The organism is Pseudomonas sp. N-1-13, assembly GCF_057787095.1.
On the sequence record NZ_JBYNRI010000001.1, the window covers coordinates 924,378 to 943,223 of the forward strand.

An 18,846-nucleotide genomic window follows, 5' to 3' on the forward strand; every position below is an offset into this window, starting at 1 on the left:
CCCCAAAAAGCTCTAGCGTTCCCTCGCTCCTGCGTGGGAATGATCAAAACTCCCCCGCGACAAGAGCGGTGGCTGCCTGAGTTTTTCGAATCGGTCGGCTTGTAGCCTTTTTGTAGCCATTTGTAGCAACTCCCTTCAATACCTCCTCGTTTACCGCTAGTCTGCGGACATCTGCAACGCCGCCACCCGCATTTCAACAAGAGCCGGCCATGACTGATCTGTCTTCACTCCCGGGTTCTGCCCGCACCGCCGTCGCGGTCCAGGACGGGCGCTTCTACCGCCCGCCCTTGCCTGACGGCCATGTCGTGCGGCCGCGGTTGTGCGAGCGCTTGAGTGCGGGGCTTGGAGGGCGGTTGCTGTTGGTGAGCGCACCGGCGGGGTTCGGCAAAAGCTCACTGGCGGTGGAGTTCTGCCAGAGCCTGCCGGCCTATTGGCAAAGCCTCTGGCTGGGGCTCAGTGCCCGGGACAACGACCCGGGACGCTTTCTGGAACGGCTGCTCGAAGGGCTCCAGGCGTTCTTCCCGCAGTTGGGAGGTCGGGCGTTGGGGCTGCTGAAAATGCGCCAGCGCCACCAACCTTTCGCCTTCGAAGAATGGCTCGACGGCCTGCTGGATGAACTGTCCGCGCATCTGTCGCCGGATACACCCTTGCTGCTGGTGCTCGACGACTACCACCTGGCCCAAAGCCCGGTGCTGGACCGTTGCCTGCAATTTTTCCTTAATCACCTGCCCGAAGGTTTGCTGGTGCTGGTCACCAGTCGGCAGCGCCCGGACTGGCATCTGGCGCGCCTGCGTCTGTCACGCCAATTGCTCGAACTGAACGAGCAGGACTTGCGTCTGACCCATGAAGAAGCCCTGACCCTGCTGCAGCACCACAGCAGTTCGTTGCGCGGGGAAGCCCTGGAGAGCCTGATCCAGCGCAGCGAAGGCTGGGTGGCCGGGCTGCGTTTCTGGTTGCTGGCCGCTTCCGAGGCCGGGACTGAGGGCCGGATGCCCCAGGCTCTGTATGGCGGCGAAGGGCTGATTCGCGATTACCTGCTTGAGGAAGTCATCGACTGTCTGCCCGCCGAAGTGCAGGCGTTTCTCTACGACACCGCGTCCCAGGAACGTTTCTGCAGCGAACTGTGTGATGCCGTGCGCGAAGCCCATGACAGCGCCGAAATCCTGGAGTATCTGGCGGCGCACCAGGTGTTCCTGGTGCCGCTGGACGAGCATGGCCACTGGTACCGTTACCACCATCTGTTTTCCGATTTGCTGCGCAGCCGTCCCAGTGCTCCGGCCATGGTGCCGGCTGCGACCCTGCACCTGCGGGCCTGCCGCTGGTTCAATGCCCAGGGCCTGATCGACGAGGCCGTGGAACAGGCGCTGCGGGCCGGGCACCTGGATGTGGCGGCGAACCTGGTGCAGAACCTCTCGGAGGAGCAATTGCTGGCCGAGCAGAACGTCGGCATGTTGCTGCGCTGGAAAATGGACTTGCCCGACAGCCTGCTCATCAGCACGCCGCGCTTGATCGTGCTGTACAGCTGGGCGCTGGGGCTGGCCTGCCAGTTGGACGCCGCTGAAGAACTGGCCGCCCACCTGAGCCGGTTCCTGCCGGCGCCTTCGGCCACTGCGCAAAAATCCATGCTTGCCCAATGGCTGGCCCTGAGCGGAATCATTGCCCGTGGCCGTGGGGATCGCGAGGCCACTGTGCGTTACTGCACCGAAGCCCTGGAGAGCCTGCCGCAAAAGCGCTATGGCCAACGTCTGATGTGCCTGTCCACGCTGTCGAACCTGGCGATTGCCGACGGTGACCTGTGGCGCGCCCGGGCCTTGAACCGTGACTCCCTGGAGCTGGCGCAGCGCGTCGGTAACCCGTTGTTCGAGGCCCTGGCCCATTACGACCGCGCCCGGGTGTTGCAAGCGCGAGGGGAGATCCTGCGGGCGCTCGATGAAGTGCGCCAGGGCCTGCAACGCCTGCACGCACTCTCGCCGCAACGGCTGTATGCCGTGCGGGCGCGATTGATTCTGTACGAAGGGTTCCTGCTGACCTTGCGCATGCAGCCCCAGGCCGGCTTGGCGCGGTTGCAGGCCGGTCTTACCGAAGCGCGGGCGTGCCGCGACATCAGCGTGTTGATCGGCCACTGCGTGATCGCGCGGGTTGAAGGCCACGCTCGTGAATTCGCCCGGGCCTTTGCCGAACTGGCCGAAGCCGAGCGCCTGATGCATATCTGGGACGTTCCGCCGATTTATTACCTGGCGATGATCACCCTGGTCAAATGCGAACTCTGGCTGGCCCAGGGGCGTACGGACCTGGCCGAAGCCTGGCTGGCGCGGCTGGGGCAGACCTACACCGGTGAGCGGGCCGCCGCGCCGCCGGAATTCCACCCGCAACTGCCGCTGCACGTCGAATTGCAACAGGCGGTGCTGGAGTCCATCCGCGGCCAGCCCATGTTGGCCGAAGGACGGCTCAATGCCTTGCTTGAACACGGCCAGCAAACCGGCCGGCAGATGCTCAGTGTGATGGCGCTCAACCAGAAGGTCGCCTTGCTGCTGAGCGTCGGCCGCGAACCCGAAGCCCGCAGTACCCTGGCCCAAGCCCTCGAAGCCGCCGCTGGCGGTGTGCTGCAGCCGTTCGAATGGTTGCTGGGCGAACATCGGGAGTGGCTGCGCGAGCAATTGTTGCGCGCACCCCTCAGTCCCTTGCGCCAGAACCTGCTTGAGCGCTTGCCGTCGACGGTGGCTGCCGATTCACCGGCCCCCGTTGAAACCCTCAGCAGTCGCGAGCGGGCGGTGCTGCAATTGATTGCCCAGGGCTGTTCGAACCAGGAAATCAGCGAGCAGTTGTTCATCTCACTGCACACGGTCAAGACCCACGCCAGCCACATCAACAGCAAACTCGGCGTGGAGCGCCGCACCCAGGCCGTGGCGCGGGCGAAGGTGCTGGGGTTGTTGGGCTAGGACTGGTTACTTGTGCCAAGCAGTTGGCCAGCGATAAGGAATGCTTGATGTTACCCCTGTACAAAACCATCCCATCCCCCGTGGGCCAACTGATCCTCGTCGCCCGGGATACAAAACTGGCGGCCATCCTCTGGGAAAACGAGCGTCTCAACCGCGTGCGCCTGGGGCCTTTGGAAGAGGACAGCCAGCATCCGGTCCTCAAGGAAACCGAGCACCAGCTCATGGAGTATTTCGCCGGCCAGCGCCGCCGTTTCGACCTGGCGCTGGACTTTGCCGGCACCGACTTTCAGGTCCGGGTCTGGCAGGCGCTGCTGACCATTCCGTTCGGTGAAACCCGCAGCTACCGCGACATCGCCATCCAGATCGGCCAGCCCACGGCGGTGCGGGCGGTAGGTGCCGCCAACGGCCGCAACCCCATCTCCATCATCGCCCCCTGCCACCGCGTCATCGGCACCTCTGGCAGCCTTACCGGCTTTGCGGGCGGCCTTGCGGCCAAACAGTTCCTGCTGAGCCTGGAAGGTCAGCAGACGCTGCAGTTGGTGTTTTGAGTTATTTCATTTGGCCGCAAGCCCATAACACTGCAAATCCCTTGTGGGAGCGAGCCTGCTCGCGATAGCGGAAGGTCAGCTTGCAAGGATGTTGGATGGGCCTGCGCTATCGCGAGCAGGCTCGCTCCCACATAGGACTCACTCGGTTCAGGCCGAAGGCTCTTGCGGCGCCAGCATGCGCGTCGGCGGTTGGCCGTTGGCGTTGTGCTGGAATATCTGCGTCGGCTGCCCCTGTTCATTGAAGAACACCTGCCCGATCCCCGCCGAGTTCCACAACCGCTCTCCCGCCTCGGCGTGTTCGGGGGTGTGAGGAATGATGCGCATGCTGCGGCGCTTGGTGAACCAGTTCAGGGGCGAGCGGGGAGAGTAGAGCCAACGGTTCAGGCGATCGAACCATTCCAGCAGCGCCGGCGGGAACTCATTCTTGATGCCGCTGCTGGTGATCTGCCAGATGCGCGGGCCGCCCTTACGGTGTGGGATCAGCACCTCATAGACGAAGGAATAATGCACATCCCCGGACAGCACCACGTAATTACCGGGCGTGCGCGAGTGCCGGAAAATGTTCAGGATCACTTGCGCCGCGCCGCGATGGGCCATCCAGTTTTCCGCGTCCACCAGCAGCGGATAACCGCACCAACTGAACACCCGTTGCACGGTTTCGATCAGCTTCACACCGAAGATCGGCGCCGGTGAAACGATAATCGCCGAGGGATGATCCAGCAGTTCCTGCTGAAGTTCGCTCAGGGCTTCCCAATCGAGCAGTCCCGAAGGCTGCTTGAGGTTGCGCTCGCTGCGCCAGCGGCGGGTGCGGGTGTCGAGCACCACCAGGGCCGGGGTGGTCGGCAACACGTAGTGCCATTGCTGGAAACCCAGCAGCGTGTCGATCAGTTTGTCCTGTGGGCCGCTGTCCAGGTAGCGGTCCCGGGCGGTGTCGCTCAGGGCCAGGGTTTGCTGGATCACCTCATCAAACGCGTCGGGGTTGTTGCCCCAGCCCTGGCAGAGCATGTAGGCGATCAGTGCGTTGCCGATGATGCGCTTGGAGAACGGGTGGCCGTAGGCCGTTTCTTCCCACTGCGCGGATAGATTCCAGTCATCGGTGATGTCGTGATCGTCGAAAATCATCAGGCACGACAGGTGTGCAAACACCCGCGCCGCGCCCCCAAGACCGGTCTTGAAACCCTCGATGCGCTGCTGTTCCAGCGCATAGCGCTGGCGCCGCTCGGCGGTCAGTTCCGGCGGTTGCGGGTCGATCAGGGTCCACGGCACGGGTGACCACACCAGCAAATACATCGCCATCACTTCAGCGAAGGTCACCAGATGATTGTCGGCGCTGCTGCTGGTGAATATCGGCTTGCGGGCCCCGCCGAAAAAACGCTCGCGCAGGGTTTCATTGCTTTCCAGCGCCGGTAATAAATCGGCGCGGTGGTAGTAGCTGGCCGGGTGTTCATAGAGCTTGGCGCTGTCTTCAACCACCGCGCCGTCCAGGCATTCCTCGAACAGCCCCAGCCGCTCGATCAACGCATGAATCGCCCGCAGCATGGGCCCGGCGACGTCATCGGCATAGACCTGATCGCCGCTCATCATCAACAACGCCGGACGCTGCTGTGGGGCTTGCGCCAACAGCCGGTCGACGCAGAGCAAGCCGTCGTGGGTCGGATAGTGGGGTTTGCGGCAGGAACCATGGACCAGTTGATCGATACGCGAATGCAGGACGAAGTTCGGGCACTGCGCCTGGCCATACAACAGATGGGGCGCCCATTCGGCAATGGGCGCGCCGTCCACCAGCAGGTCGTAGTCAATCACCACGTCCTGGGGCAGGGCGGTGTCGAGTCGTACATCGATCAGGTGCACAAAAGCCTGCTGCCCCACCGGCACTACGGTGCAGCGCGGGGCATCCAGGGTGAGATCGCCCACACCGTCCACACGCAGCGTCAACGTGAGGGGGCGTGTACCCACCAGCCACATCACCAGCCGTGTGGGCTCCAGTCGCCGCAGCAGCGGGCCGACCAGGACAGGGGGCAGGGCAGGGGAGATGTCAGATGAGGACGGCAACATTCGCGGGTAAAGCTCTGGCTCCGATGGAGGCGGGGATCATAACGCAATGCGCTGGAGAACTGGGACTCGGTGAAAAGGCGACGTGCTCCAGCTCTTGTGGCGAGGGAGCAAGCTCCCTCGCCACAGGCTGCACTGGGCTTTGCTGCCTCACTGCGCCTGATTGGAAGCTTCAGCGGCTTTAATCAAATCCGGCCCAATCTCTTTTTCAAACTTTGCCCACACCGGTTTCATCTTCTCGCGCCAGGCGTTGCGCTGCTGGGGGGTGAGGCTGATGATCTCGGTGGTCCCGGCGTCGAGGATGAACTGCTTGTCCTGCTGGTTCAGTCGGTCCGCCTCACTGTTTGCATAGGCGGTGGCCTCGACCACGATCTTGTCCAGTTCGGTGCGGATATCCGGCGGCAGGCCGTTCCAGAAGTCGGACGAGGCGATCAGCATGTAGTCGAGAATGCCGTGGTTGGATTCGGTGATGTACTTCTGCACTTGATGCTGTTTCTGGTTGTAGAAGTTTGAGTAGGTGTTCTCCGTGCCGTTGACCAAACCGGTGCGCAGGCCCTGGTACACCACAGAGAAAATCATCGGTTGGGGGATGGCGCTCACGGCCTTGAATTGTTCTTCCAGCACGGCCGAACTCTGCACCCGGAACTTCAAGCCACGGGCATCCTCGGGTACACGCAGTGGTTTGTTGGCCGACAACTGCTTCATGCCGTTGTGCCAATAGGCCAGGCCAGTGACGTTCTTGCTTTCCATGGACTTGAGCAGTTTCTGGCCTTCCGGGCTCTGCTGGAAGCGGTCCACCGCGGCAATGTCGTTGAACAGAAACGGCAAGTCGAACAACTGCACGGATCGGGTGTACTGATCGAACTTGGCCAGCGAGCGCGCAATGATCTGCACGTCACCCAGCAGCAGCGCTTCCATCTCCTTGTCATCGCCAAACAACGTGGAGTTGGGATACACCTCGACCTTCACCCGGCCTGGCAATCGTTCATCCGCCAGTTTCTTGAACATCAACGCGCCCTGGCCCTTGGGCGTTTGCTCGGCCACGACATGGGAAAACTTGATCACGATCGGTTCAGCCGCCATGGCTGAGCCCAGCAGGCTGAAACTCAAGGTACAGACGAGCGCTTTGCAAAGAGGTTTTAGCATGGTGAGGCTTCCCTTTTATTGGTCGACGGTGCGACACGCAGGCTTAGCCCGACAGCGCAGTGGCGAGGGAACAAATGCCCTCGCCGCTGCGCCTGTCTTGAGTCGGGGCTAGCTCATCCCCAACCAGTTCGGCAAGGCCAGCGAGATCCATGGCACATAGGTAATCAGCATCAGGAACGCCAGCAGGATCATCAGCCATGGCATAGCTGCGCGGATGGTGGCGGGCAGCGACATGCCGGTCACCGCCGAGGTGACGAACAGGTTCAGCCCCACCGGAGGCGTGATCAGGCCGATCTCCAGGTTCACCACCATGATGATGCCCAGGTGGATTGGGTCGATGCCCAGTTGCATGGCGATAGGGAACAGGATCGGCGCCAGGATCAGGATGATCGCCGAAGGCTCCATGAACGCACCGGCAATCAACAGCACGATGTTCACCACCAGCAGGAAGGTCACCGGCGTCAGCCCGGCATCGATCACCCAAGCGGTGATTTGCTGCGGCAGTTGCTCGGTGGTCAGCACATGGGCGAAGAGCATGGCGTTGGCAATGATGAACATCAGCATGATGCTCAGCTTGGCCGATTCGAGCAGCACTTTGGGCGTCTCACGGAACGTGAGGTCCTTGTAGACGAACAGTGCGATGAAGGCCGAATACACCGCCGCCACCGCAGCCGCTTCGGTGGGTGTGAACATCCCGGAATAAATCCCGCCGAGGATGATCACCATCAGCAGCAGACCCCAGAGGGCCTTGCGCGCCGTGGACAGCCATTCGCGCAACGTTGCCCGAGGCAGGGCCGGCAGGTTTTTCTTCACAGCGACGATATAGATCGCCACCATCAACGATAAACCCAGCAGCAGGCCCGGGATCACCCCGGCCATGAACAGCTTGCCCACCGAGGTTTCGGTCGCGGCGGCGTACACCACCATCACGATCGACGGCGGAATCAGGATGCCCAAGGTGCCGGCGTTGCAGACGATGCCGGCGCCGAACGCCTGTGGATAACCCGAGCGCACCATACCGGCAATGGCGATGGAACCGACCGCCGCCACCGTCGCAGGGCTTGAACCCGACAACGCGGCAAACAGCATGCACGCCAGTACCGCCGCAATCGCCAGACCGCCACGGATATGCCCGACGCAGGCGTTGGCAAAGTCGATCAGACGTCGCGCCACGCCACCGGTGGTCATGAACGCACCGGCCAGCAGGAAGAACGGAATCGCCAGCAGTGTGTAGTGCTCAGAGGTTTCGAACAGCTTGATCGCCAGGGAGCGCACTGAGTCCGGGCTGAAGAAAATGATGGTCAGCGAACCGGCCAGCCCCAACGAAATGGCGATGGGCACGCCGATAAACATCAGCACGAACAGCGCCACGAACAGGAAGGCAATGGTCATGGCTTGTCTTCCTCGTGTTCAGTCAATTTGATGGCTTCGGCCGCTTCATCGGCCAGGCCCAGGCCGGTCTGACGATTCATCAGGATGCGCACGAGAATTTCCGCGAAACGGATAAACACCAACGCAAAACCCACCGGCACGATCAGGCCGATGTGCCATTGCATGATGCCGAAGTGGCCCAGGTCCTCTGCGCCGATCTGCGCGATCATCAGGGTATTGATCCACTCGTAACTGGCGACGGCCAGCAGCCCGGCGTAAGTCAGGCAGCACAGGCAAGCGATCACGCCGATAAAGCGTTGTACCGGTTTGCTCGCCAGTTTCACCAGCGCATCCACGCCGATATGCCCGGCCGTGCGCACGCCGTAGGACAACCCGAAAAAGATCAGCCAGCCAAACAGGGCCTTGGTCAGCGAGCTGCTCCAGGTCATGGCCTGGGCCATGCCCATGATGCTGTCACCAATGGCGAACGCCGGCTCACTGGCGGCTGGCCAGTTGTCACCGAGGCTGTAAAAAACGGTGTAGAGGTTGTTGAGCACCACATAGACGAAAGTAACCAGCGTCATGGCGGCCAGAAGAAAGGCAATGAAGCCTTCCTCGAAGTGTTCCCAGATGCGCCGAAGGGCGTTCATGGATGACATCTCCTGCAGGGGGGACGACCGGCCGGCGCTGCCAGGGCGGCAGCACCGGCCAACCCATTACTGAGCCTTGTTGGAGGCTTCGGCGGCTTTGATCAGATCAGCACCGATGTCACCTTCAAACTTCTTCCACACCGGCTTCATCTTGTCGCGCCACTCGCCGCGCTCTTCAGGCGTGAGGGTGATGATTTCGGTGGTCTTGGCGTCCAGGATGCGCTGCTTGTCTTTCTGGTTCAGTTGCGCCGCCTCGTTGTTCACGTGGGTGGTGACTTCAACCAGAATCTTGTCCAGTTCGGTACGGATGTCAGGTTGCAGGCCGTTCCAGAACTTGGTGTTGGTGATCAGCATGTAGTCGAGTACACCGTGGTTGGACTCGGTGATGTACTTCTGTACTTCATGCATTTTCTGGCTGTAGATGTTCGAGTACGGGTTTTCCGCACCGTTGACCACGCCAGTCTGCAGGCCTTGGTAGACCTCGGCGAAACTCATTTTGCGCGGGTTGGCGTTCACCGCCTTGAACTGCTCTTCCAGCACGGCCGAGGCCTGCACGCGGAACTTCAGGCCACGGGCATCCTTGGGTTCACGCAGTGGCTTGTTCGCCGACAACTGCTTCATGCCGTTGTGCCAATAGGCCAGGCCGGTGATGTTCTTGCTTTCCATGGACTTGAGCAGCTTCTGGCCTTCAGGGCTCAACTGGAAGCGGTCCACAGCGGAGATGTCATCGAACAGAAACGGCAGGTCGAACAACTGCACGGACTTGGTGTAGTGCTCGAACTTGGCCAGCGACGGCGCAATCATCTGCACGTCGCCCAGCAGCAGGGCTTCCATTTCCTTGCCATCGCCGAACAGCGAGGAGTTGGGGTACACCTCGACCTTCACTTTGCCTGGCAGACGCTCTTCCACGAGCTTCTTGAACATCAGTGCGCCCTGGCCCTTGGGCGTTTGTTCGGCTACTACGTGGGAGAACTTGATGACGACAGGATCCGCCGCCATGGCCGTGCTCAACGCACTGAGTGCCAGCGTACAGGCGAGCGCTTTCCAGATAGGTTTGAACATTGTGGGGTTTCCTCTTTTGTTTTTGTATTTATCGTGCGGGCTCATTCAAAACGCAGCGCACGGCGGGACAGTTGCAAGTCTAGGCAGAAAAACAGTTTGCCGGGGGATTGTGACGGTCAGTGCGGGAAAAATCGCGGGTATTGGCTAACGCCTCAAAAGGGTGCGTTAGAGCCTTCCAGGGCTGGGGCGACAACCATCGGGACCGAAACAGGGCGAAAGGTTTCAGCCTGCAACCGTAACGGGGGTCAGGAAACCATAAAAGCGAAATAATGGCTACTGGCCTGTTCGCTGGCCACGCATCGGGTGTCGGAGGATTTAGCCCGGTGAGACGGCGAAATGCTCGGTCATGGCCTTGTGATGTTACTCCTGGCTGCGCGAGAATCCCCGCGCCCGTCTCGATATGGGCCCAGGAAGCCTGGAACGCTTTTCAACCCCACAAGGATTTACGGATGATCGATTTCAACAACAAAGGCTTCTTCAAGCTCAAGCAGAACGATGAGTATGCCGAACGCGTAACAGCCCTGCTGCTGGATGGCGAACAGGTCATCGACGCCTATAAGTCCATGCGCGACGGCGTAGTCTTCACCAACAAACGCATCATCGCGGTGAACGTGCAAGGCATCACCGGCAGCAAAAAAGACTTCACCTCTCTGCCTTATAAAAACATCGTCGCCTACTCGGTAGAAACCTCCGGCACCTTCGACCTGGATTCGGAACTGGAGATTTACTTTTCATCCCTGGGCAAGGTGAAGTTCGAATTCACCGGCAAGACAGGCATCGTCGAAATATCGAAGCTGATCTCCAGGCATCTTTTGGCCTGATGTCAGTGGACCCTGAGTGAATACGAAAACTCGGGGGGTGAAGTGGCGCCTGTTACGTTGAGCGTTCAAGCGCAGGGACGGCCACATACCACTTCAATGAGGGGCATGTGGCGAGTCCTTCGGGACCGTTCATTTGCAGTACATGTCGGTCACTATTTTGCTGCTGGAGTTGTCGGTAACCACAGTGAGACGATCATTTCTCAAGTCCTTGGTCATGACTACTCCAGTGACCCTGACCGCTTCCAGGTTCAGTTGCGATACGTACTCTTCTTCGGACAGAGCCGTTTCACCCATCCCTCCTGGTTTCAACTCCTTGGCTTGCGCGACCTTGTCCGCGCTGCAAGGCTCGCGTCCTGCCGCGAAAGCTTGAAAAGTCATGCCGCTCAATAATAGGGAAAGAGCCAGCAGGGTCGGTTTAGTGGCACAGTATCTTGTGTTCATCATGAACTCCTTGCGGGTCATCGAAGATTGGCTTCGCGTACTTGCGAGGCTGGATCAGGTTAGAAGTGAGCCGCAGTGAGGACCACTGTCATATCTGACAGTAGCCAAGACCTGATGGAAGTAAGTGAATACGGATTTTGTATTGGAACGCTATAAGCGAAAGCCCGCCACACATCCCCTGTGGGAGCGAGCCTGCTCGCGATGACGGCGGCCCATTCAGCACCACCGGTTCAGGCAGACCGCTATCGCGAGCAGGCTCGCTCCCACAGTTTTGATTGGTGGTGTTCACGAATTTTGTGCCCGTCACACATCCCCCTGTGGGAGCGAGCTTGCTCGCGAAGATGGCGGCCCATCCAACATCACCGGTTCAGGCAGACCGCTATCGCGAGCAAGCTCGCTCCCACAGTTTTTTGGTGGTGTTCACAGATTTTGTGCCCGCCACAGATCCCCTGTGGGAGCGAGCCTGCTCGCGATGACGATGGTCCATCCAACATCACCGTTTCAGGCAGACCGCTATCGCGAGCAGGCTCGCTCCCACAGTTTTGATTGGTGGTGTTCACGAATTTTGTGCCCGCCCCACATCCCCTGTGGGAGCGAGCTTGCTCGCGAAGACGGCGGCCCATCCAACATCACCGTTTCAGACAGACCGCTATCGCGAGCAAGCTCGCTCCCACAGTTTTTTGGTGGTGTTCACGGATTTTGTGCCCGTCACACATCCCCCTGTGGGAGCGAGCCTGCTCGCGATGACGGTGGCCCATCCAACATCACCGTTTCAGACAGACCGCCATCGCGAGCAAGCTCGCTCCCACAGTTTTGATCGGTGTGTTCACGAATTTTGTGCCCGCCACAGATCCCCTGTGGGAGCGAGCCTGCTCGCGATGACGGTGGCCCATCCAACATCACCGTTTCAGACAGACCGCCATCGCGAGCAAGCTCGCTCCCACAGTTTTGATCGGTGTGTTCACGAATTTTGTGCCCGCTACAGATCCCCTGTGGGAGCGAGCCTGCTCGCGAAGACGGCGGCCCATCCAACATCACCGGTTCAGACAGACCGCTATCGCGAGCAAGCTCGCTCCCACAGTTTTGATTGGTGGTGTTCACGGATTTTGTGCCCGCCCCACATCCCCTGTGGGAGCGAGCCTGCTCGCGATGACGGTGGCCCATCCAACATCACCGTTTCAGGCAGACCGCTATCGCGAGCAGGCTCGCCCCCACAGTTTTGGTTGGTGGTGTTCACGGATTTTGTGCCCGCCCCACATCCCCTGTGGGAGCGAGCTTGCTCGCGATGACGGCGGCATATTCAACATTACTGGCCCAGACAGACCATGAAGCTCAGGTCTCCAGCGCGGGCCCCTTCAACTCAATCTGATTGCCATCCGGATCGAAGCAGTAGATCGACCAACCCTTACCCTCCGCGCCATAGCGCATCTGCGCTTTCTCAACACTCAGACCGGCTGAGGCCAAATGAGCGATGAGGGCTTGTTCATCAAACGGTTCGATGCGCAGGCAGAGGTGGTCGACGTTGTGCCCTTGCTTGCCAGCCGCCGGCCCACCCTCGCGACCCAGCGGCCCGTCGACAGCAACCAGATCAATCATCGAAACACCGGTGCTGAGGTGAATCATTCCAAGATCGTCCCGGCGCTTCTTCAGCTCGCAACCAAGCACCGACGTATAGAAATCGAGACTGCGCTCGATGTCTTTTACGCGCAGGACGATGTGGTCGATGTGTTGGATCGTGAAGTTCCTCATACGGGCCTCCTGTGTTCAGTAGTGGCAGGGCCAAGGGGTTACTTCACCATAGCGGACAACGCTGGGATGTCGCCCCACGAATGGACCCCGCCTGCCGCGAATCAGCGGGCTGCGCGACGTTTTTCTCAGGCTAAAGGCGCAACAGTCACGTCCGCTTGGCCGCTGTCGATCAACGCCGCACGCACGAAACCGTCCGCTTTCTTTCGCTCAATGAAAGCCCTGACGTAGGCCGCGCCGGCTTCATGGGCCCTTGGAACCGCCATGGCTTGCCTGATGGAAGTGAAAGCACCGGCGAGCACGCGGTATGCCGGGTTGTTAGCCGCCACTTTCTCCAGCGGCTGCCTCACACCGGCTGCCGCATCCAGGGATTTTTCGATGTACAGGTCTACCGCAGCCGCAGAGGTCGCAGCGCGTTCGAGTTGTGCATGTTCCAACGTGCGAGAAAGAAAAAGGTCGTACGCAGCGCCTTGGCCAACGGCGAGTTTTAGTCCCGGCTGGTCGAGATCCTGGACGTGCTGATAGCCCGAATCAGCTGCCACCAGATAAGTCCCTTCGATAATGACGTAAGGTTCGCTGAACGCAATCTGCTCTTCGCGCACAGGCTCAATGGCCAGGAACGCGACGTCCCACACATCCTGATCCAGCGCTGCAAACACTTTGCCGGCGGCATCGAAAGTGACCATCTCCAACTGGGCACCCAGTTCCTGGGCCAGTGCCTTGGCCAAAGCTACCGACACCCCTTGGGGGGAACCGTCCGGACCCTGTTGAGCCAACACGGGGTTACCGAAATTGATTGCGGCACGCAGCACTCCATTGGGGGCTAGATCTTCAAGCACTGCACGGTCGAGAGACGTCATCCTTTTTGCTCCTGGTAGGGGGGGTATTGGTTTTTATCAACTGGGCAAGGTTTGGAAACGACCCAGATGAATAGCCTTGATCATACCTGCATGAGGCCAATGGCTTTTTCCATCAACCGCAAACGCAGTTCCGGCTTATCTTGCCTGGCCCCGATATCAATCCAACCATGGTGGCTATAAAACCGCGCCGCCCTTTGGTTCGTTTCGCTCACAGACAACCTCATCCGTTCGCACCCCAGCCCTGTAAAAAAGTCGGTGGCGTAGGCCAGCAGCAATTTCCCGGCACCGCGTGATCGCCACTCAGGGACGAGGTAGAAAAAGTGGATGTAACCCACTGCAGGTTCTGCCTTAAGCAGCGACATTTCTATCTGGCCCACGATCTGTGTTTCATCCCAGGCATGGACAATGCTACCAGGAAGCTCGGCTGCTTTTTCTTGGAGGGATTGAAGGTAACGCGGCACGCCATCGGGGCCGTTAAGCTGTTGTGCGGATCCAAACGAGCAGAACAGCATGTCCTCAAAGAAACGCACGCAAACGTCGCTGTCCTGGTCGAGGTTGACCGGACGCAAGTGCAGGAGAAGATCGGGTTGAGCGTCGCTGCGCATCATGGTTCGTGACCTCATGCTTCAATGGGTTGCTACGCTGGTTCTGCCAGAATTTGGAACCGACCAGCAACGGACCCAAAACCATGAAAAGATCAGACCTCCTCCAAACCCTGAAAACCCGCTTCGACCAGAACCCACATCGCCATCCAGGCATCCTCTGGACCGACGTTCAGGCCAAGCTGGAAAGCAACCCTAACGCCCTGAAGTCACTCCAGGCAATGGAAACCACCGGCGGCGAACCCGACGTCATCGACCAGAACAAAGAGACCGGTCTCATCACCTTCTGCGATTGCGCCAAAGAAAGCCCGACCGGTCGCCGAAGCCTCTGCTACGACCGCGCCGCCCTGGACGCACGCAAGGAGAACAAACCCAAAGGCAGTGCGGTAGAAGTGGCCGAAGAAATGGGCATCGCCTTGCTGACTGAAGACCAGTACCGAGCCTTGCAGCAGCTTGGCGAGTTTGATGCCAAAACGTCCAGTTGGCTGGCAACACCCCCTGAACTTCGCGCCCTCGGCGGTGCGCTATTCGGTGACTATCGTTATGAACGGGTGTTCGTTTATCACAATGGTGTGCAGTCGTATTACGCGGCGCGAGGGTTTCGCGGCGTGCTGTGCATTTAAGCAAACCTGTGGCGAGGGAGCTTGCTCCCGTTGGGCTGCGCAGCAGCCCCAAAGCCATTCAACGCGATGTACCAGGAAAAACGGCATCTGCAGGTTTGCGACTGCTGCGCAGCCGAGCGGGAGCAAGCTCCCTCGCCACAGGTTTTCACCAGGTGGTTTACGCCGCAGGCGTCCCTGTGTTTTTATACGGGCAGGCACAAGTAGCCTCCCTGCTGCGATGGGAAATACGAAAAATCTAAGTGAACTTACCCACTTATTTAGCCACTGCAAGCAGCATGCTAGTCGAAGTACGTCTTCGATTTGGCTAAAGGAGTGAGCTATGTCCCGTTCAAGTGCTGCTGAGTGTATCGACGACCTCAAAGAGTTGGCCCGCGTGTCTGTCATTGGCGAATACACGTATTGCCAGCGATTGACCCACATCAGCAAAGAGTTCGGTTTCAATAATTTCCATCACTTGCGTAAGGTCGTTGAGCGTCTCCCCGAAGACCTGATCGGCAATATCTCCACCACGCTGATGCGCCGATATTGCGAGGTGGCTCAGCCCAAGCCAAACGTCGCTTACTATGAATTCCTCTCGGTCAACAACGACACCCGGCTAAGGTTCTATAGCCAATGGGCTGGCTGGGACAAATTTGGGCAGGAAGTCAGGGTTCCCAGGTCGTTGCATGGCGAGTCGGCTCCCCGTCTGCGCAAGTCGCTTGATAAAACCGTCTTTATCGTAGAAACGGACCGTCAGTTAATCGCATGGCGCCATCGCTGGCACGGGCTGTGTTACATCTCCGCTGAGCTCTGCAAAGAGCACATGAAAGAAGCGTTTGAGCGAAAAAAGGCTGTGGTGAAAGGCCCCCGCAATGAGGAGTTTCCCCTGCTGGAGGACTTTAGCGATAACTATGCAACGTGGTATCCAGTTATAGAGTAACCTCAACTGGAAAGGGCTCTCAGGAGCCCTTTCTTGTTCCCCGCACGCAGCAAATCCGCCTCACTCAAAGACCAAAACCTCACACCCCTTAGCCTCAACCATCTGCGCAAACCCCGGCAACCGCGCCACAAACTCCGCCTCAAACGCCAGATACCGATCCTGCGCCGCCAGGTAACGAATCTCCGGCTTGACCCGCGCAATATCCTTGGACGACAGCTTCAACACCTCATGGCTGCGCTGATTCCAAAACCACGCCAAGGTCTGCGTGCCAAACGTATTCGTCCGGTAATTCCACACCCACCAATCCCCATGCCCCCGGGCAACATGCAGTTGCCCATGAAACGTGCGCAACGTGATGACCTGCTTTGGCTGCGTAACCAGCAGGCGGGTGTCCTGGCGCAGCTCACTGCCAAAGCCGTCCAACAGCGCCTTCGTCGTAGCGCCGGTCACGAAGTTGAAGCGCCACGCCAGCAGCACCGTCTCCTGATAGCCCGAGTGCTCAAGGTTCTGCCGCTCGCCTTCGCTGAACAGCAGGACCTCGTCACCGCCCAGGTACGCGGTCGCCGCCCGCAATTTATAGGCGTCAGCCGGCATCGGCTTGGCGGCAATGGCCTGGTGCGGCGGGTCTTGATTCCAGACCCAACACCGCGGGCCGTTGTGCTGCATGAACAGCAAGCGGCGCGGGCCGATGGGCAGGATCGTCAGTTCATCCGCGTACTCGAAAATGACCTCGCTGGAGTCCGCCGTGATCCGCCAGATCCGCGTCAAATGCTCGGGTTCGTAAATACGCTGACGTTCGAATATCTCTGAATCGACCACGACACAGGGATCTTCAAACTCCGACCATTGCATCCCGACAGGTCCGAAACCCTGGATGTCATCGCCCTCGCGAATCTCATATTGGTAGCGGTCATCCGAGCTGTAAGCGCCGCTTTTCACCCGGCGCTTCCACAGGCTGCGCTGGGTGTTGGCATCGATGAGCTGCAAGTCTGCGCCGTCCACCCCATCGGTGCGGTGTTCGAGCATGTCCTGCTCCGAGGGCGGCCATGGGTTGTAATCGATCAGAAAACACAGCCACTGGTCTTCGTCCTGCTCGGTGATGGCGGCCCAGCCGTTGCGGTAGTTGTAGTCATGCACGTAAGTGGGGCCGGGATAGTCGTGGACGTCCTGTAGCCAGTTCAACTTGCTGCGCTTGGGCTTGCTGGATTTACGGTCGGGGGCGGCAGGCTTTTGCGGTTCGATCAGCCTCGGCGTGAACCTCGGTTCTGCGCTTTGGCCTTGCCAGTGTTGTGCAAAAGCCTCGCGTTGATCGGCTGGGACAATCACCGGTCGGTAATCATCACCGCCGGCGTCCAGGTTCCACAGGTCAAAGCCGTGACGCGCCAGCACAGGTGCCAACGCCTCGAAACAGACCTCGGCCATTTCGTTGGAAAGCTCATCCAACAGCGCCTCGAATTCCGGCCCGGAAAATACACCGATGTCGGGATAGTAATGCTGCAGCAGCCCAAGCAATTCAGCGCCCGGTGTTTTCCAATCGATATGAACCAAGGGATCAAAACGGGATTGCATCACGCCAGCCTTCCTTGTGAACTCGCCTGCGCGCCATCTTAGCCGCACACCGCCTGAAAAGAATAACTACCACCGTGGCGAGGGAGCTTGCTCCCGCTGGGCTGCGCAGCGGCCCCAAAACCATCCTGCCGCCCATCAGAACTCCCCACCCAAATAACAAACCGGCGAACTCCCCTCCGCCTGCTTCTCCACCTCATCCTCCAACCATTCAGCCAACACCACGGCATTGTTCTCGACCGTGGACTTGGCGGCATATACCAGAGTGAGATTGCCGCCCCGCGCAACATCCACCAACCGCCACCACCCCTCCGGCCGTGCAGCCAACTCCTTGCGATAGGCCACCTTGAACTGCTCAAACGAAACCGCCCCCGCTTTGAACGCCTTGCGCAGCTCATGAGAAGGCGCCACCTCCGGCAGCCACTGCGCGATGGGGAGTTCGTCCTTGCGACAATTACGCGGCCATAGACGGTCCACCAGAACCCGTACGCCGTCCTCGGTGCTGGCTGCTTCGTAGGCTCGTTTGCAGTGGATCATGGGGCCTGCCTGTGGGAGAGGGGACAGCGTCAGAATAGGCCGAGGTCAGTGATCGGGTTGAGTCCCCCCTCGCAACCTGCTGAGATAATCCTAATATCAATGCTCGACTGGGGTCCTGGGAAGTGCTGATCCACAGCATGGCGGCCGCAAAGGTGTGGGGCTTGACAGGTCTGGGATACTGAAAGCAGTACCGCGGTTACGCGATGCGTCTATCACGACACAAGGTGCCCTATGCGCAGTGAAGACCTCAAGATATTGTTCGACCAGCAAGCTGTCAGCTACGACAAGCAATGGGAAAGGATGGCGCCGATTCGCGCCGCCCTCTATTTGCTGCTCGAATCTCAGTTCGCCGGCCTGCCGGAAAATGCTCGGATACTCTGCGTCGGCGTTGGCACGGGGGCGGAACTTGCCCATCTGGCGGAGCGCTTCCCCGGCTGGCATTTCACTGCTGTCGACCCTTCGGGCGCTATGCTTGATGTCTGTCGTCAGAGGGCCGTTCAGCATGGCTTTCTATCGCGCTGCCATTTTCACGAAGGCTACCTGGATACGCTCGTCGCCGAGGCCAGCTACGACGCGGCTACCTGCTTGCTGGTCTCCCAATTTTTGTTGGAAGAAGATGCCCGCACCAGGTTCTTTCGCGAAATAGCCCAGCGCCTTAAACCCCACGGAATATTGGCGAACGCCGACCTCGCCTCTGATACCGAATCGCCTGCCTATGAGGTGCTGTTACGCAGTTGGATGACTTTGATGTCCTCCGATGGTCTTCAGCCAGAAGTGCTGGAGCGAGCGCGTATTGCTTACGCCAGAGATGTTGCGATCCTGCCTGCGCAACAGGTCGCGAGCCTTATCAAGGCCGCCGGGTTTGACGCTCCTGTGCAGTTCTTTCAGGCGGGATTGATGCACGGATGGGTCTGTACGCGGCAGGCAGATGTGGAGTGAGTTAGAAGTGTTGGGCGAAGCCGC

Annotated in this window: 17 protein-coding genes and 1 pseudogene; 7 read left to right on the plus strand and 11 right to left on the minus strand. The window is 59.6% G+C overall.

The window, feature by feature from the left end; genetic code table 11:
• The first annotated feature begins 209 nt into the window (after window positions 1-209).
• Both AC3I65_RS04175 and AC3I65_RS04180 read left to right on the plus strand, forming a co-directional pair.
• Window positions 210-2,939: a winged helix-turn-helix domain-containing protein gene (locus tag AC3I65_RS04175; RefSeq protein WP_488523470.1), complete on the plus strand. Its 2,730-nt coding sequence runs from the start codon at window positions 210-212 to the stop codon at window positions 2,937-2,939.
• Between the two features lie 47 nt (window positions 2,940-2,986).
• Entirely contained in the window at window positions 2,987-3,487 is a 501-nt protein-coding gene (locus AC3I65_RS04180) for a methylated-DNA--[protein]-cysteine S-methyltransferase (protein ID WP_047229435.1), read from the plus strand.
• 147 nt (window positions 3,488-3,634) lie between these two features.
• Here the strand turns inward: AC3I65_RS04180 and AC3I65_RS04185 are convergent, their stop codons facing one another.
• From AC3I65_RS04185 to AC3I65_RS04205, 5 genes are all read right to left on the minus strand, one after another.
• Window positions 3,635-5,542 carry an alkaline phosphatase D family protein gene (locus AC3I65_RS04185; RefSeq protein ID WP_322834601.1) on the minus strand — a complete coding sequence of 636 codons (1,908 nt, stop codon included), beginning with the start codon at window positions 5,540-5,542 and terminating at the stop codon, window positions 3,635-3,637.
• A gap of 147 nt (window positions 5,543-5,689) precedes the next feature.
• A complete protein-coding gene (locus AC3I65_RS04190) occupies window positions 5,690-6,685 on the minus strand; it encodes a TRAP transporter substrate-binding protein (RefSeq protein WP_160893504.1) in 996 nt (331 codons plus the stop codon).
• A 108-nt stretch (window positions 6,686-6,793) separates the two neighbouring features.
• Window positions 6,794-8,077, minus strand: a complete 1,284-nt coding sequence (gene dctM / locus AC3I65_RS04195) for a C4-dicarboxylate TRAP transporter large permease protein DctM (RefSeq protein ID WP_047229438.1) — start codon at window positions 8,075-8,077, stop codon at window positions 6,794-6,796.
• The gene (locus tag AC3I65_RS04200) at window positions 8,074-8,706 is read right to left on the minus strand and encodes a TRAP transporter small permease (RefSeq protein ID WP_047229439.1); all 633 of its coding nucleotides are present in this window, start codon (window positions 8,704-8,706) and stop codon (window positions 8,074-8,076) included. Before AC3I65_RS04200 ends, dctM begins: the two co-directional genes overlap by 4 nt.
• Before the next feature lie 66 nt (window positions 8,707-8,772).
• Complete coding sequence (locus AC3I65_RS04205; protein ID WP_047229440.1) at window positions 8,773-9,768, minus strand: TRAP transporter substrate-binding protein; 996 nt, start codon at window positions 9,766-9,768, stop codon at window positions 8,773-8,775.
• Between the two features lie 449 nt (window positions 9,769-10,217).
• Between AC3I65_RS04205 and AC3I65_RS04210 the strand changes: the two genes are divergently transcribed.
• On the plus strand, window positions 10,218-10,589 hold the full coding sequence (locus AC3I65_RS04210; protein WP_047229441.1) for a PH domain-containing protein: 372 nt from the start codon (window positions 10,218-10,220) through the stop codon (window positions 10,587-10,589).
• A 129-nt stretch (window positions 10,590-10,718) separates the two neighbouring features.
• Here AC3I65_RS04210 and AC3I65_RS04215 read toward each other — a convergent pair whose 3' ends face one another.
• Window positions 10,719-11,030, minus strand: a complete 312-nt coding sequence (locus AC3I65_RS04215) for a hypothetical protein (protein WP_160893502.1) — start codon at window positions 11,028-11,030, stop codon at window positions 10,719-10,721.
• A gap of 556 nt (window positions 11,031-11,586) precedes the next feature.
• On the opposite strand from AC3I65_RS04215, the pseudogene AC3I65_RS04220 reads away from it, so the two are divergent.
• A pseudogene (locus AC3I65_RS04220) lies at window positions 11,587-12,111 on the plus strand (hypothetical protein); the annotation flags it as partial.
• Between the two features lie 251 nt (window positions 12,112-12,362).
• On the opposite strand, the gene AC3I65_RS04225 reads toward AC3I65_RS04220, so the two are convergent.
• From AC3I65_RS04225 to AC3I65_RS04235, 3 genes are all read right to left on the minus strand, one after another.
• Window positions 12,363-12,779, minus strand: coding sequence for a VOC family protein (locus tag AC3I65_RS04225; RefSeq protein WP_488523471.1), 417 nt, complete (start codon window positions 12,777-12,779; stop codon window positions 12,363-12,365).
• A 125-nt stretch (window positions 12,780-12,904) separates the two neighbouring features.
• Window positions 12,905-13,636: a transporter substrate-binding domain-containing protein gene (locus tag AC3I65_RS04230; protein WP_488523472.1), complete on the minus strand. Its 732-nt coding sequence runs from the start codon at window positions 13,634-13,636 to the stop codon at window positions 12,905-12,907.
• 80 nt (window positions 13,637-13,716) lie between these two features.
• A complete protein-coding gene (locus AC3I65_RS04235) occupies window positions 13,717-14,244 on the minus strand; it encodes a GNAT family N-acetyltransferase (RefSeq protein WP_488523473.1) in 528 nt (175 codons plus the stop codon).
• An 80-nt stretch (window positions 14,245-14,324) separates the two neighbouring features.
• On the opposite strand from AC3I65_RS04235, the gene AC3I65_RS04240 reads away from it, so the two are divergent.
• Window positions 14,325-14,861: a DUF4256 domain-containing protein gene (locus AC3I65_RS04240; RefSeq protein ID WP_488523474.1), complete on the plus strand. Its 537-nt coding sequence runs from the start codon at window positions 14,325-14,327 to the stop codon at window positions 14,859-14,861.
• 319 nt (window positions 14,862-15,180) lie between these two features.
• Complete coding sequence (locus AC3I65_RS04245; RefSeq protein WP_488523475.1) at window positions 15,181-15,780, plus strand: hypothetical protein; 600 nt, start codon at window positions 15,181-15,183, stop codon at window positions 15,778-15,780.
• Window positions 15,781-15,840: 60 nt separating this feature from the next.
• On the opposite strand, the gene AC3I65_RS04250 is transcribed toward AC3I65_RS04245, so the two are convergent.
• On the minus strand, window positions 15,841-17,349 hold the full coding sequence (locus tag AC3I65_RS04250) for a DUF6630 family protein (protein ID WP_488524298.1): 1,509 nt from the start codon (window positions 17,347-17,349) through the stop codon (window positions 15,841-15,843).
• Window positions 17,350-17,484: 135 nt separating this feature from the next.
• A complete protein-coding gene (locus tag AC3I65_RS04255) occupies window positions 17,485-17,883 on the minus strand; it encodes a DUF488 domain-containing protein (RefSeq protein WP_305467467.1) in 399 nt (132 codons plus the stop codon).
• Window positions 17,884-18,114: 231 nt separating this feature from the next.
• Between AC3I65_RS04255 and AC3I65_RS04260 the strand changes: the two genes are divergently transcribed.
• Entirely contained in the window at window positions 18,115-18,822 is a 708-nt protein-coding gene (locus AC3I65_RS04260; protein WP_274090871.1) for a class I SAM-dependent methyltransferase, read from the plus strand.
• Window positions 18,823-18,846: the final 24 nt, after the last annotated feature.

Bases quoted from the DNA above. Each gene is read 5' to 3' on its own strand.
- AC3I65_RS04175 (WP_488523470.1), top strand. From the start codon at position 210: ATGACTGATCTGTCTTCACTCCCGGGTTCTGCCCGCACCGCCGTCGCG.
- AC3I65_RS04180 (WP_047229435.1), top strand. From the start codon at position 2,987: ATGTTACCCCTGTACAAAACCATCCCATCCCCCGTGGGCCAACTGATC.
- AC3I65_RS04185 (WP_322834601.1), bottom strand. From the start codon at position 5,542: ATGTTGCCGTCCTCATCTGACATCTCCCCTGCCCTGCCCCCTGTCCTG.
- AC3I65_RS04190 (WP_160893504.1), bottom strand. From the start codon at position 6,685: ATGCTAAAACCTCTTTGCAAAGCGCTCGTCTGTACCTTGAGTTTCAGC.
- dctM (WP_047229438.1), bottom strand. From the start codon at position 8,077: ATGACCATTGCCTTCCTGTTCGTGGCGCTGTTCGTGCTGATGTTTATC.
- AC3I65_RS04200 (WP_047229439.1), bottom strand. From the start codon at position 8,706: ATGAACGCCCTTCGGCGCATCTGGGAACACTTCGAGGAAGGCTTCATT.
- AC3I65_RS04205 (WP_047229440.1), bottom strand. From the start codon at position 9,768: ATGTTCAAACCTATCTGGAAAGCGCTCGCCTGTACGCTGGCACTCAGT.
- AC3I65_RS04210 (WP_047229441.1), top strand. From the start codon at position 10,218: ATGATCGATTTCAACAACAAAGGCTTCTTCAAGCTCAAGCAGAACGAT.
- AC3I65_RS04215 (WP_160893502.1), bottom strand. From the start codon at position 11,030: ATGAACACAAGATACTGTGCCACTAAACCGACCCTGCTGGCTCTTTCC.
- AC3I65_RS04225 (WP_488523471.1), bottom strand. From the start codon at position 12,779: ATGAGGAACTTCACGATCCAACACATCGACCACATCGTCCTGCGCGTA.
- AC3I65_RS04230 (WP_488523472.1), bottom strand. From the start codon at position 13,636: ATGACGTCTCTCGACCGTGCAGTGCTTGAAGATCTAGCCCCCAATGGA.
- AC3I65_RS04235 (WP_488523473.1), bottom strand. From the start codon at position 14,244: ATGATGCGCAGCGACGCTCAACCCGATCTTCTCCTGCACTTGCGTCCG.
- AC3I65_RS04240 (WP_488523474.1), top strand. From the start codon at position 14,325: ATGAAAAGATCAGACCTCCTCCAAACCCTGAAAACCCGCTTCGACCAG.
- AC3I65_RS04245 (WP_488523475.1), top strand. From the start codon at position 15,181: ATGTCCCGTTCAAGTGCTGCTGAGTGTATCGACGACCTCAAAGAGTTG.
- AC3I65_RS04250 (WP_488524298.1), bottom strand. From the start codon at position 17,349: ATGCAATCCCGTTTTGATCCCTTGGTTCATATCGATTGGAAAACACCG.
- AC3I65_RS04255 (WP_305467467.1), bottom strand. From the start codon at position 17,883: ATGATCCACTGCAAACGAGCCTACGAAGCAGCCAGCACCGAGGACGGC.
- AC3I65_RS04260 (WP_274090871.1), top strand. From the start codon at position 18,115: ATGCGCAGTGAAGACCTCAAGATATTGTTCGACCAGCAAGCTGTCAGC.